Below are 12,681 nucleotides of genomic sequence, written 5' to 3'. Positions count from 1 at the left end.
AGGCCACAGCCGCCGCGACCAGGAGGACGGCGCCGCCCACGACGGCCACGTGCCTACCGCGGGCCGCCGGCCTCCCGGTCGCCGAGCAGGGGATGGGCGCGCATCGCCGCCTCCAGCTCCCCGGGCAGCTCATCGCGGTACCGGCCCAGCGTCGACAGGTCCGAATGCCCCAGCACCCGCCGTACGGCGTCCATGTCCGTCGCCGCGGCCAGCAGATGCGTCGCGGTCGTATGCCGCAGCCCATGCGGCGTCACCGAACGCCGCCGGTCCGGATCGACCCGCGCCAGCACCCGGTCGATCACCCCCTGCACGTCCCCGCGCGCCAGCCGGCGCCCCCGCCATGACAGCAGCAACGCCGCAGTCTCCACCACCCGGGCGCGCCGCTGCGCCAAGTAGGCGTCCAGCACCTGCGCGACACCGTGGGGGAGCGGCACGTCACGGGTACGACCCCCCTTGCCGAAGATCCGCCAGTAACGCACGCCGTCATTGGTGAAGAAATGGTCCACGTCCGCGCGCGTCAGCTCCGACACCCGCGGCCCGACCGTCGCCAGCAGCAACACGATCAGAGCATCACGCAACTCGGTGCGCTGATCGGCCCGCTTACCCTCCTCCGGCCCCGCCGACGCCAGCACCCGCGCCGTGCCCAGCAGCCCCTCCGCCTGCTCCCGGGTCAGCGCGCGCCGCTCCGGACGCAGACCGCCCCGCTGCCGCGACGTCACCGTCACCGCCCGCATCGGGTTCAGCTGCACCCACCCGGCCACGGCGGCATGCCGGAAGAACGCCGACACCGACCGGCGGAACCGCGCCTGGGAGTGCGCGCTCTGCAGCGGAGCGGACCCGTCGGCGGCCACGGGCGACTTCCGGCGCCCGTCCGGCTTGCGGGCGAACCTCAGCAGCACCTCGTCGACGTCCTCACCGGTCAGATCGTCCAGCACCCGCTCCCCGCCGGCGAGGGCCGCGAACGTGTGGACGTCACGCGTGTAGATCTCCGCGGTGCTCGCCGCCAGCGCACCGGTGACGGTCTTGGCCCGCACCATCTCCGCGTAACGATCCGCGGCTTCTTCCACGGTGATCCGTTGAACATCGGCAGGACGCACCCGCCGGACCTTACCGAGCCCCTACGACAGAAGACCGCCGCACCGGACGGACGGCGGACGGCCGCTCTCACTGCGAGCGATCACGGCCGGAGCGAGGGCGCGCTCGCCGTCCCCGACGGCGATCCGGCGCGCGGCGTCCAGCAGGGCTGCGGCAGCGCGCGGCGCGGCGGAGAGCCTCACGCCTCGGGCACGACCCCGCTGGTGAGGGCGTCGAACAGGCGTTCCAGGCGGGCCCGGTGGTCCTCGGCGACGGCGTCAGCCGGTTCTTCGGCGATCAGGCGCCGGGCGGTCTCCACCAGCACGGTGGTGTAACCGGCGATGAAGAAGGCGGCGAGCAGCGAGGCGTCGCCGTCGAAGGACGGGTCGTCTTCGAGCTCGCCTGCGAGCGTCTGCTGGAGGTCGGAGGCGATCTCCCTGGCGCGCGCGACGAGGGCGGGCGAGGCCGCGACGGTCCGGAAGAAGGGGACGGACCCGTCCTTGAGGCCGGACAGGGAATGCCGCTCCTCGAGGAGCCGGAACGTCATGTCGTGCAGCGACTGGAGTGCCCCGGCCTCCGGAGCGCGGTCGCGCACCGCCGAACGGAGGAGCCCGACGGCGTCGACCTCACGGTCCAGCAGGAGGTCCTCTTTGCGCGGGAAATGCTTGAAGACCGTCACGGCCGAGACCCCGGCCTCCCGCGCGACCTCCGTGACCGTGACGGTGTCGAACCCGCGTTCGAGGAAGAGCCGGGTCGCGACCTCCGAGATCTTCGCGCGCGTCCGCGGTCCGCCTCGCGCTCCGGTCCTGGGCATCCCGACCTCACTATCTTGTGTCACTTAACTTAGTCACATAACCTAGTGGTGTGTCCTTCACACAGATAACCGTCATTCTCGCCGGAACAGGTCCCAGCGGGCCGCGCGCCACCCCGGCCGCGTCCCGCGCGGGGCGAAGGCGGCCGGCCCGCGTGAGCGGCCGGATCGCCCCGTTCCCGGCCCCGCCCACGCCCGCGCAGATCAGGGTCCCCGCCGGGAGCACGACGTGAAAGGGGCCCTCCAGGATGAGACGGCCGCGGGCCGGCCCGGTCGTTCTCCCCGTTCACTGGGGGAGGCGTGGGTCGCATTGGCGGGGCTGGCGGCGGTGTTCCTCTTCGAGATGCTGGACAACTCGATCCTGAACGTCGCGCTGCCCGTGATCGGACGCGAGCTGCACGCCTCCACGACAGCGCTGCAATGGGTGACGGGCGCCTACGCGGTCGCGTTCGGCGGGCTGATGCCGGCGTTCGGCGCGATCGCCGACCGGTCCGGCCGACGGCGGATCATGCTGATCGGGCTGGTCCTGCTCGGCGCTGCGAGCCTGGCGACCGCCTTCGTCACCACCGCCGGGCAGCTGATCGCCGTCCGGGCGGCGATGGGGGCCGCCGCGGCGATGACCACCCCGGGCTCGATGGCCCTGGCGTTCCGGCTGTTCGACGAGGACGGCCTGCGCGTCCGCGCGCTGACTCTCATCTCGACGGTGGGCCTGGTCGGGCTCGCGATCGGCCCGACGGCGGGCGGCCTGGTGCTGGCGATCGCGCCCTGGCAGGTCCTACTGCTGGTGAACGTGCCGATCGCCGCGCTCGCGTTCCTCGGCGTGCGGTCCGGCATCGCCGCCGACGACCCGGCCGGTCTCCACCGCGACCCCCTCGACGTCCCCGGAATGCTGCTGGGCACGGCGACGATCGTGCTCGCGCTCCTGGCGCCGACGCTGTTCGTGGACGAGGGCGCCGGTTCCCGGGCGCCCTGGGCGGCCACCGCCGCGGCCACCGCGACGGCCGTCTGCTTCGTCCTGCGCGAGCGCCTGGCCCGCCATCCGCTGCTCGACCTGAAGCTCCTCGCCCTCCCTCTGGTCTCCAGCGGCCTGGCCTACAAGGCCGCCGCCGGGCTGGCGACCGCCGGACTCGGTTACCTGGTGACGCTGCAACTGCAGCTCGACTGGGGCTGGACGCCCGCGCTGGCCGCCATCGGCATGCTGCCGCAGGTCGCCGTCCTCATCGCGGGCAGCGCCTTCGTCAACCCGTTCGTGCAGCGCGTCGGCCTGGACCGCGCCGCATGGATCAGCGCCGCGGCGGTCGTGTCCGGCCTCGCCGTCTACGGCCTGCTGAGCCGTTTCGGGTACCTGTGGGTCGCGATCGCGCTCGTAATCGTGGCCGCCGGGATGCGCGTGGTCGGCGTCGTCGCCGGGCTCAACGTGGTCCGCGGCCTGCCCGGGAACCGGACCACGATCGGCGCCGCGCTCGTCGACACCGCCACCGAGGTCACCTCCGGTGTCGGCATCGCCGTCACCGGCACGATCCTCGCCGCCCTGTTCACCGGCGACATCGCCACCTCGAACTGGAGCCCGCAGCAGACCGGCGAGTTCCACCAGGCCGTCACGCTCGCAGGCCTCGCCCTCGCCGTCGTCGCAGCGGTCCTCGTCGGCTGGGGCATCGCCCGTACCCGGCGGGCCGCCGGCGACCAGGCGGCCACCCCCGTCGACGACACCGTCCCCCAGGACGCCTGACACCCCGATCGAGGTGATCCACCACCCGCCGGTCAGGGCACGGGTCCGTCCAACCGGGCGCGGATCCCGGTGAGAAGCAGGTCCAGCCCATAGCGGAAGTGCTCCTGCGGATGCGGGGCCGCCACATCGCCCGCCGCGGCATGCATGACCGGATGACGGTCGGGGTCGAGCGCCGACCTCAGTCGCGCGACGGCCGACCGGCCGCCGTCGGGCACCGCGGCCGCCAGCTGTTCCTCGGTCGCATGACCGACGACGTAGTAGGTCAGAGCGTCCACGGCCCAGACGGCGTCACGGAGCGCCAGCCCCGCCTCCCGCAGCGTGGCGGTCATGGTCTCGCCGTAGGCCAGGGCGTTGGGCAACGGGAAGAACACCCCGGCGAACAGCCGCGCGCCGTCCCGGCGCGCCAGCAGCGCACCCCGCAGGCGGTGCGCGGTCTCGGCGATCCGCGCGTCCCAGGACAGGCCCGGGTCCACGGTGGTGGTCACTTCCTCGAGCATGCGGTCGGCCATCGCCTCCAGCAGCGCCTGCTTGCTGGAGAAATGCCAGTACGTCGCGCCGTTCTGCACGCCCAGCGCCGCAGCGAGCCGGCGCATCGTCAGCTTGTCCAGGCCGACCTCGTCGAGCAGGTCCAGACCGCCGGCGACCACCTGGTCACGGGTCAGCCGCATCCGTGTCCCTCCCGTTAATCCGTTGACGAACCCCAGCCAGTATCCCGCAGACTTCAACACCGTTGAACTTTAACAATGTTGAAGTCCTGAAGGGGAGGAGGCCGGATGCTGATCAGGAACACGCCGTGACGCAGTCCCGCGCCGGGCACCGCCCGGCGCACGCCGACACAACGACCAACGAAGGAGGTCGGACATGCGCACCGGTCCGTTTCCACGAGCACGGCGGCCCAGAGGTACTGCAGATCGATGAGGTCCCCGCACCCGAACCCGCAGAGGGGGAGATCCTCATCGACGTCGACGCCATCGGCGTCACACTGCCGGTCGTCCGCCTCACCCGCGGACGACCCGGCGTGCCGCTCCCGCACATCCCCGGCGGTGACATCGTCGGACGGGTGACACGGATCGGCCGGGAGGTGACCGGCCGGCGGGTGGGGGAGCGGGTGGCCGGACTCGCCTTCAGCGGCGCGTACGCCGAGACCGTCGCGGTCCCGGCCGCCATGACGACGACCGTGCCCGACGAGGTCGACAGTGCTCATCCAGTACCGGTTCTCGGCAATGGCCGATCCCGGAGAGCACATCATGTATGGCGCTGTCGTTCCGCTCCGTGCTGGACCCGCGCGCCGAGAACGCTGCGTACACCGACGGGCTGGTCCTGGCGAGCGAATCGTTCGCGTCGGCGTTCCGGCTGGCCTCGGTCCCGCGCGGCACGGCGATCGCCGTCACGCTGGGTGGACGCACCGCGGAACTACCCGCGTCCGGACCGAACCGCGACGCCTCCGACTGGATTTACGCGCGGGCCGCCGCGCTGGCATGGACGTCCCGTCGGCAGGCCGATCTCGCGATCCTGGCCGAGTTCAACGCCGACGACCTTCACTCCACGATTCCGGACACCAACTCCTACGCGCACGCGTGCCACGCCGTCCTGCGCGGACAGGACCCGCGTCCGCACCTGCGGAACGCACTGGCCAAGACCTCCGGCGACGAGGACTGGGAGTGCCTGCGCAACCCCCGTGCCCGGCTACTGGAGCGCATCGCCGAGAACGACGCCGACGGCTTCAACGCCGTCCTCGCCGACGCGCTCGGCCTCCACCGCGACTACTACAGTGCGGGCGACCGCATCGACGACCCGGACGGGCAGCTCTCCTTCGACGCGCTCGGACTGGCCTGCCTCGCCCACGACCGGGGCATTCCGGTGCGGGTCGAGTCCGACTACCTGCCGCGCGCGGTGATCGAAGGGCTCAGCCCACACTGAATACCAGCCACCGCGAAGCCGTAACCGACACAGCCCCCAACCCCATATCGGACCGGTGGGCGGCACCGCCCGACGCCGCCGGAAAGGGCAATGGTCATGTCGACCGTCTCACCGAGTGCGGCGACGCGCCAAATGAGTTGATGCGAGCTGAGCGCCTGCGTCATCTTGATGCGCACACCTGAGGGTTGCGGGGGAGCGCGGACGGAGATCATGGGAAGCGGTGGCTCGTATCGGAGGGCGCTTGCCAGTCCAGGCGCGCTGCGGTTCTGCGCGGCGGGGTTGGTCGGACGGATGCAGATCGCCATGGCCGGCCTGGGAACCGTGCTGCTGGTCACCTCGAGCACGGGCCGGTACGGGCTGGCGGGTGAGGTAGCGGCGGCCGGGTCGGCTGGATATGCGCTGGTGTCACCGCTGGCCGCCCGGCTCGCCGACCGGTTCGGCCAGGGCCGGGTGCTGCCACCGCTGACACTGCTCTATGGGGCGTCAACGGCCGGTCTCATCGGCTGCGCGCACCTACGCGCGCCGGGCTGGGCGCTGATGGGCTGCAGCGGGCTGGCCGGTGCCGCCACCCCGCAGCTCGGCTCGATGGCTCGAGCTCGGTGGAGCACGCTACTGGGTGGCTCGCCGCTGCTGCAGGCTGCGTTCTCGCTGGAGTCGGTGGCAGACGAGGTGATCTTCGTGGCCGGGCCGGTGCTGGTCACCGTGCTGGCCACCGAGGTCTACCCGGCGTCGGGGCTAGAGGTGGCGGCGGCCACGTGCGTGGCCGGCTCGCTGCTGCTGGCCGCGCAGCGTGCCACCGAGCCTCCGGCGAGCACGGCAGGCGTGCGGCGCGGTGTCCGCGGGCACCTGCTGCCCGCGCGGGGCCTGGTCACGCTGGCACCGGTGGGCTTGTTCTTCGGTGCGATGCTCGCCGCGATCGACCTGGCCACCGTGGCCTTCGCCCAACAGCACGGGCACAAGCCGCTGGCCGGCTTCATTCTCGGCGGCTACGCCCTGGGCAGCGCGGCCAGCGGACTATGGTACGGATCGCGGACCTGGCAGGCCTCGCTACGGCGCCGTTTCACGCTGAACCTGGGCGCGGCCGCGGCTGGAACGGCCACGTTCTGGGCGATGCCCGGGCTGACCGTCCTCGCCGCCGTAATGCTCTGCTCCGGGCCGGCTGTCTCACCGATGCTGATCAGCGGGTTCAGCGTCATCGAGCGACAGGCGCCGCCGAATCGGCAAACCGAGGCCATGGCCTGGCTTACCTCGGCGATCTCGGTCGGCACCGCCGTGGGCTCGACCGCCGCCGGCCAGATCATCGACACTGCCGGCGCCCGCTGGGGATACGGTCTCGCCGCCACCTTCGCCGTCGCGGCCGTGCTCACCTGCCTGCTCGGGCTCACCAAGCTCACCGTCCCCACCGTTGCCCCCACACCGTACGAAACCCAGCGGATTCAGTGAGGCGCCGGCTCGCCGCCAAGCAGATTCGGTGAGACAGGACATCAGGTCCCGAGGTGGCCAAAAGTGATGAAATGCCCATACCGGACAGAAGCTGGATTCTGTCCGGTATGGGCCGGGTTGGAGCGACTTGACCGATCCGGGGGGCGGGCGGCGGGGCGAGGCGGGCGGCGGCCTGGTGACGCGGCAGTTGGTACCCGCGCCACCGGCGGTGCGGCCGCGGCCTGGGTCGGGTCGGGTCGTTCGAGGGTGCGGATATCGGAGGCCTTCTAATCGTCACAGGCCGCACGTAGGCCGGGTCGATCTCGGCGCTCCGGCCCGAGCGTTCCAAGATCGTCGGTAGGCGCCCGCCGTCCGTCCGGTCGTCCTGCGGCGCCTGCTCGACATCCCGGAGACTTCACGGCGGCACGCCTCGCATCGCGCCACCCGGCGATGGCGCATTCGCTTGAGCCGCCGGACTCGCGGCGGCGGTCGACGGTTGTCGCAGTCCGCTCTCTGCCCTCTGGCTGATGCTCGATAAGGGACATTATGTCAAGTAGAGGATCTGGAATCACGCCCGTGTGATCCCCCGGCCGTCCTGCGTCAAGGATGTCGGCCGAGGCCGCCGCGGATGGCGGGACGCCATGCGATCCGTCATCCGCGGCGGCCTCGGCCCGGCCGCTGGGCTACTTGATCGAGACGCTGAGCCCGGACTCCCAGGCGACGCTCTGGCCGGGACGGAGAATCCAGGCGGGCCAGCCCTTGCAGTCGGGCTTATTGAAGATGAGGGCAGGGTGGTCGGTCTTGTTGCTGACCCGCAGCGGTCCCCTGTCGCTGCCGTAGCAGCCGCTGGGGTTCTTGTACGTCTTGTGGCTGATGATCAGTTTCCCGTCGGCCGCGTGTGCGGCCGTGGGGACCGTCAGGGTGAGAAGGCCGCCGAGTGGCAGGGCGCCGAGCGCTGTGACGATACGTCGCATTGGGGGTGTCTCCTCGGGTGGCGGGGGGCGCCGTGCGCGCTTCCCGCCGAACCTAATACCCTACGCTACTGATCGATTTCCCTGAGTGTTCATTATGGCCGGCATCGATCCTGTATGCGCCACACCCCTTAAGCGGCTGCGGGTCCGCCTCTCCCCCGGCCCGGGCGGCCGCTCCGAGGGCGGTGATCAGCTGGGGAACCACTCCGCGCCGGTGGACACGTCCGATGTTCGGCGTCCGTTGTGTCGTTGAGCGTGCCGGTTTGACCGGTATTCGGTGGTGACACGGGCAGGAATGATCATTATCCTCTCATTGCCTGACACTGCGTCGGTTATCGCCCTGCCCGGCCGACGGAAAGGAGGACGGCGGTCCCGCGAGACAGACCACCTCCCAGGCCTGTCACACCCCCGAGTCATCGGTTCTCTCTCGCGGTCCTGGCTCGATCCGCAAGGGGAGGCGTCAACCCGGCTTGGTCGAACCCGCGACGTCCGGCGGCCCGCTCGTATCAGTGAGCGTTCAGGAGTAACGCATTGAAGATCAAATCGTTCGCGGCTGGTGTGGTCGCATTCGCCGCGGCGGTGGCGCTGCAGCTGCCGGGTTCGGTGTCGGCGTTCGCCGCCGCACCGGCCGGCCCGGCCTCCGGCGGCCCCGCCGGTGGCGGCCCCGCCCTCGATGACACCCACAACGTGCCCACCAACGCGGTCTCGGGCAACGTCACCTTCATCGACAACGTCAAGGGTGTCAGCGGCTACTCGGGGCTGAACTTCATCAGCTACAAGAACTACGGCTACGACTTCATGTTCGCCAACGGCACCGGTGGCCTGGCGATCTGGTCGCTGAAGGACCGTAAGCACCCGGCGCTCGTCGGGAAGCTCACGGCCGCCGATCTGCGCCGTCCCGGCGACACCCAGGACCGGTTCTGGGAAGGCGAGAACATGACCGTCGACCAGAAGCGGAAGCTGGTCTTCTTGAGCCGCGACCCGCGCGGCTTCGGCGGCACTCTCACCACCGGCCAGTCCGGCTTCTACATCATCGATGTGAAGAACCCCTGGCAGCCCAGGATTGTCACGTTCCAATCCGTTCCCGCCGGTCACACCGCCACCTGTATCAACGACTGTGACTACCTGTGGTCGGTCGGGCCGTACAACACCGGCACCAAGGGGAACGACCCGAGCTGGCACGGCGTGCCGGTCTGGGTCACCGACATCCGTGACATCAACCATCAGAAGACCCTTGCGCAGGCGCTCGACCTGAACCGGTTCGATCAGACCACCGACTACGTCCACAGCGTGGACGTGGACAAGAACGGCGTCGCGTGGACGTCCGGGGCTGGTGGCGTGCGCGGCTACTGGACGACGGGCCGGCACTACGACCCGGTCAAGAAGGTCAAGCGCACCGCGACGGCGTACGACCCCGTGCCGTACGCGGGTGGCACCGTCGTGGACCCCGCCCCGGTGTCGTACTTCGACCACAACTCGTACCACAACACCGAGAAGCTCGGTAAGTACGACAAGGGCGAGCTGCTCTACATCACCGAAGAGGACATCCGTACCTGCTCCGACGCCGGTGCGCTGATGATCGCCTCGACCAAGGGCAGCTACAACGGCGAGAGCTGGAATTCCACGCCGGAGAAGCCGTTCCGCCTCAACCTGGTCAGCAGCTGGACGGCGTGGGGCCAGGAGGGCTCGGACACCTCGGCCGCCAGCTGCTCCGCTCACTGGTTCACGGTGAACGGCAACATCATCGCCCAGGGCTGGTACGCCCAGGGCACGCGGTTCATCGACGTCTCCGACCCGAAGCACCCGAAGCAGGTCGGCTACTTCCGCATCCCGTCCGGTACCGCGAACGTGACCGCCGGGTCGGCCTCGGCCGCCTACTGGCACAACGGTTACGTCTACGTCGCCGACTACAGCCGCGGCGTCGACGTCCTGCGGTTCGACGGCAAGCTGGCCGGCAAGCCCGACAAGAAGATCTGCTGGAACTCCTGCGACAAGTGACATCACCGATCATCGCCCGCCGGCGCGTCGCGCCGGCGGGCCCGACCGGCCGGACGCGGTTCAGGACCGGTGTCCCGGCGCATGCGTCTGGGCGGTTCGACCTCGTCGTCGCCGTCGTACGAGGCGACGCGTCCGTCTTGGCCGGCGAGCCGCGCACAGATTGATTACCACTTGACCTTCATGTTTCGCGCGGCCGAACGCGGCGGTCACCACCGGCGGGTTCTGCGTGTCCTCCTCGTCGCGGCGCTGGCCGTGGGCTGTTTCGCCGCCGAGGTGACGTTCGGTGCGCTGTTCCGCCCCGCCGAGGCCCACGCCGTGCTCATCGAATCCTCCCCCGTCGACAACGCGGTCGTCGGCTCCGCGCCACGGCAGGCGGTCCTTCGCTTCAACGAAGCGGTGACGCTGACTCCGGAGTCGATCCAGCTCCTGGACCCCAACGGCGACAAGGTCCGGGTCGGTGCTCCCGTGCACGCGGCGGGCAAGGCGAACACCGCGGCGGCGGCGCTGCCCGCCGACCTGGCCAAGGGGACCTATACGGTCGCGTGGCGTGTCGTGTCCGCGGACTCGCACGCGGTCTCCGGGGCCTTCCGGTTCAGTGTCGGCGCGCCGAGCGCCGCGGTCGCCGCCCCCCGGACGGGGACCGGCCGGGTGACGCCGGTGGTGCACGCCGTCGGGCGTGGCCTGGCGTTCCTGGGGCTGGCGCTCACGCTCGGGGGTGTCGTCTTCCTCGGCGTCACCTGGCCGGGCGGGCTGCGGCGGCGTCGTGGCCGGCTCATCGTCTGGGCCGGGTTCGCCGCGCTGGGTGTGGGAACCGTTGTGGTGTTCCTCGCCCAGGGCCCCTACGGCACCGGGAGGTCGCTGGCGACGGCGTTCGACCCCGGCGTCCTGCGGCTGACCCTGAGCACGCGTTTCGGCCATGCCCTGTCGGCGCGCCTCGGGATCGCCGTCGTGCTCGCCGTCGTCTTCGCGGTCGTGGTCCGGCGCCGGGGCGGGGCCGATGGGGGGGACGGTGCGGAGGCGCGGGTGCCGGTGGCCGCGCTCATCCTGGGCGCGGTCTGCGGGGTCGCGCTGGTGCTGACCTGGCCGCTCACGGACCACGCGCACACCGGCTCACAGGCGTGGCTGGCCGTTCCCGTCACCGGTCTGCACCTTCTGGCCATCGCGGTGTGGTTCGGCGGTCTGGTCCCGCTCACGGCGTGTGTCGTCGGTCCGGCCGCCGGCCGCCCGGAGCGCGTGCGGGACCTGCGGCCGGCACTCCCCCGTTTCTCCGGTCTGGCGCAGGTCTGCTTCGCGGTGATCGCGGTGACCGGCCTGTATCTGGCGTGGCGGCAGGTGGGGACCTTCGGCGCTCTCGGCGGTACGACCTACGGTCGGCTGCTGCTGGTGAAGTTCGGTCTCGTGCTCCTCGTCGTCGCGCTCGCGGCGCGGGGACGGTCGTTCGTCCGGCGCCGCGGGTCGGAGCCGGCGGAGGACGTGCCCGCCGGAGAGTTGCGCCGGTTGCGTGTGTCGGTGGCGGCCGAGGTCGTTCTCGGCGTCGTCGTGCTGTCGGTGACCTCGGTCCTGGTCAACACGGCTCCCGCCCGCAGCAGTCACGCGCCGCCGGTACGGGCGACGGTCGCCGTGCCGGCGATGGCCGGGACGCACACCGGCCTGGACGGCGGTCATGTCGAGCTGAGGCTGACGCCGGCGAGGCGGGGGTCCAACGTCGCCGACATCTATCTCGTGGCGAAGGGCGGGTCGCTGGTCAACGTCCCTGAGGTCTCCGGCCGGCTGGCACCGGTCGGCAAGGACATCGGCGCGCTGCCGGTCACGGTGTCCGCGGCGGAACCCGGCCACTATGTCGCGAGCGCGATGTCCATTCCGTACCCGGGCCGGTGGGACCTGTGGCTCAACATCCGCACCTCCGACTTCGACGAGGTGCCGGTGCACTTCTCGTTCACGGCGCGTTGAAAGGATCGCAGACGAAATGAGGCTCGCGGGTCTTCGTGACAGGCTGAGGCGGCGTCCCGTGGTGGCGCTGGTGGCCGGTGCGGCGGTCGTGGCGTCGGCCGCCGTGGGCGGCTGTGGCTCGGATTCGGGTAAGAAGCTCACCCATCCGCCGTACACGGTGAAGTCGATTCAGTTGGGGTTCGTCACCGTCAGGGACATCGGTAAGGGCGCGATCCAGGTTCAGGATTCCGATCACGGCTCGCATGTGATCTACACGCCGCCGAACAGTGTGCCGACCTGTCCTTACGTTCAGCGTGCGGACAACATCACCGTGGCGGTGCAGCCGGACGTCGAGCCGGTGGGCGGCAATTCGACCGGTCGTTTCATCGTCGGTCCGCCCAACGCGGAACAGTCCTCGCTTCCCGTGGTCACCCAGGGCGCGGTGGTCTTCACCACCGACGCGCTGGCGGACACGGGGATGAAGGCCGTGCTGGCCGAGTCGGCGAAGTGTCCGGCGTCGTTCACGATTCTCGGCGGGCCGCCGATCATCGTCGGCGACTACAAGATCCACAGTCGTGCGTTCAAGTCGGGGGGCTGGACGGGGTTCGCGCAGCAGCTCGCGCACACGGCGCCGCCGGACCTGGGCACCACGACGTACGACGATCTGACGACCATCGTCGCGCACAAGGCGAACGCCGTCATCTATTTCGGCTACGCGGAGATCCACAAGATCGGTCAGCGCGCCGACTCCAGGGCTAAGGCCGAGAAGCTGGCGAAGACCACGCTCGGCCGGCTCGGCTGAGCCGGCTCATCTGATGATCAGTGGG

10 protein-coding genes and 1 pseudogene are annotated in these 12,681 nt (G+C 70.8%); 7 read left to right on the top strand and 4 right to left on the bottom strand.

Going from position 1 to position 12,681, the window contains the following annotated elements; genetic code table 11:
• Nucleotides 1-53: 53 nt before the first annotated feature.
• Both AB0L00_RS33215 and AB0L00_RS33210 read right to left on the bottom strand, forming a co-directional pair.
• A complete protein-coding gene (locus tag AB0L00_RS33215; RefSeq protein ID WP_364441083.1) occupies nucleotides 54-1,067 on the bottom strand; it encodes a tyrosine-type recombinase/integrase in 1,014 nt (337 codons plus the stop codon).
• Nucleotides 1,068-1,273: 206 nt separating this feature from the next.
• Nucleotides 1,274-1,888: a TetR/AcrR family transcriptional regulator gene (locus AB0L00_RS33210; protein WP_364441082.1), complete on the bottom strand. Its 615-nt coding sequence runs from the start codon at nucleotides 1,886-1,888 to the stop codon at nucleotides 1,274-1,276.
• A gap of 226 nt (nucleotides 1,889-2,114) precedes the next feature.
• Between AB0L00_RS33210 and AB0L00_RS33205 the strand changes: the two genes are divergently transcribed.
• Nucleotides 2,115-3,614, top strand: coding sequence for an MFS transporter (locus AB0L00_RS33205; RefSeq protein WP_364441080.1), 1,500 nt, complete (start codon nucleotides 2,115-2,117; stop codon nucleotides 3,612-3,614).
• Between the two features lie 32 nt (nucleotides 3,615-3,646).
• On the opposite strand, the gene AB0L00_RS33200 is transcribed toward AB0L00_RS33205, so the two are convergent.
• Entirely contained in the window at nucleotides 3,647-4,282 is a 636-nt protein-coding gene (locus tag AB0L00_RS33200; RefSeq protein WP_364441079.1) for a TetR/AcrR family transcriptional regulator C-terminal domain-containing protein, read from the bottom strand.
• Between the two features lie 125 nt (nucleotides 4,283-4,407).
• Between AB0L00_RS33200 and AB0L00_RS33195 the strand changes: the two are divergent.
• From AB0L00_RS33195 to AB0L00_RS33185, 3 genes and pseudogenes are all read left to right on the top strand, one after another.
• A pseudogene (locus AB0L00_RS33195) lies at nucleotides 4,408-4,716 on the top strand (alcohol dehydrogenase catalytic domain-containing protein); the annotation flags it as partial.
• Between the two features lie 149 nt (nucleotides 4,717-4,865).
• Nucleotides 4,866-5,534: an immunity 49 family protein gene (locus AB0L00_RS33190; protein ID WP_364441077.1), complete on the top strand. Its 669-nt coding sequence runs from the start codon at nucleotides 4,866-4,868 to the stop codon at nucleotides 5,532-5,534.
• Nucleotides 5,535-5,825: 291 nt separating this feature from the next.
• On the top strand, nucleotides 5,826-6,977 hold the full coding sequence (locus AB0L00_RS33185; RefSeq protein ID WP_364441075.1) for an MFS transporter: 1,152 nt from the start codon (nucleotides 5,826-5,828) through the stop codon (nucleotides 6,975-6,977).
• A 662-nt stretch (nucleotides 6,978-7,639) separates the two neighbouring features.
• On the opposite strand, the gene AB0L00_RS33180 is transcribed toward AB0L00_RS33185, so the two are convergent.
• On the bottom strand, nucleotides 7,640-7,930 hold the full coding sequence (locus tag AB0L00_RS33180; RefSeq protein ID WP_364441074.1) for a hypothetical protein: 291 nt from the start codon (nucleotides 7,928-7,930) through the stop codon (nucleotides 7,640-7,642).
• A gap of 528 nt (nucleotides 7,931-8,458) precedes the next feature.
• Between AB0L00_RS33180 and AB0L00_RS33175 the strand changes: the two genes are divergently transcribed.
• From AB0L00_RS33175 to AB0L00_RS33165, 3 genes are all read left to right on the top strand, one after another.
• The gene (locus tag AB0L00_RS33175; RefSeq protein ID WP_364441073.1) at nucleotides 8,459-9,925 is read left to right on the top strand and encodes a hypothetical protein; all 1,467 of its coding nucleotides are present in this window, start codon (nucleotides 8,459-8,461) and stop codon (nucleotides 9,923-9,925) included.
• Between the two features lie 180 nt (nucleotides 9,926-10,105).
• The gene (locus AB0L00_RS33170; RefSeq protein WP_364441236.1) at nucleotides 10,106-11,875 is read left to right on the top strand and encodes a copper resistance protein CopC; all 1,770 of its coding nucleotides are present in this window, start codon (nucleotides 10,106-10,108) and stop codon (nucleotides 11,873-11,875) included.
• A 58-nt stretch (nucleotides 11,876-11,933) separates the two neighbouring features.
• Nucleotides 11,934-12,656, top strand: a complete 723-nt coding sequence (locus tag AB0L00_RS33165) for a hypothetical protein (RefSeq protein WP_364441072.1) — start codon at nucleotides 11,934-11,936, stop codon at nucleotides 12,654-12,656.
• Nucleotides 12,657-12,681 lie beyond the last annotated feature (25 nt).

It is taken from the genome of Actinoallomurus sp. NPDC052308, from assembly GCF_040679195.1.
GTDB lineage: Bacteria > Actinomycetota > Actinomycetes > Streptosporangiales > Streptosporangiaceae > Actinoallomurus > Actinoallomurus liliacearum.
The sequence above is the reverse complement of the archived record's forward strand: the minus strand, read 5'-3'. Positions and strand labels throughout refer to the sequence as shown.

What these genes read in the sequence shown, in the direction of transcription:
- AB0L00_RS33210 (WP_364441082.1), bottom strand. Translation starts at nt 1,888, where the DNA reads ATGCCCAGGACCGGAGCGCGAGGCGGACCGCGGACGCGCGCGAAGATC.
- AB0L00_RS33200 (WP_364441079.1), bottom strand. Translation starts at nt 4,282, where the DNA reads ATGCGGCTGACCCGTGACCAGGTGGTCGCCGGCGGTCTGGACCTGCTC.
- AB0L00_RS33190 (WP_364441077.1), top strand. Translation starts at nt 4,866, where the DNA reads ATGGCGCTGTCGTTCCGCTCCGTGCTGGACCCGCGCGCCGAGAACGCT.
- AB0L00_RS33185 (WP_364441075.1), top strand. Translation starts at nt 5,826, where the DNA reads ATGCAGATCGCCATGGCCGGCCTGGGAACCGTGCTGCTGGTCACCTCG.
- AB0L00_RS33180 (WP_364441074.1), bottom strand. Translation starts at nt 7,930, where the DNA reads ATGCGACGTATCGTCACAGCGCTCGGCGCCCTGCCACTCGGCGGCCTT.
- AB0L00_RS33170 (WP_364441236.1), top strand. Translation starts at nt 10,106, where the DNA reads ATGTTTCGCGCGGCCGAACGCGGCGGTCACCACCGGCGGGTTCTGCGT.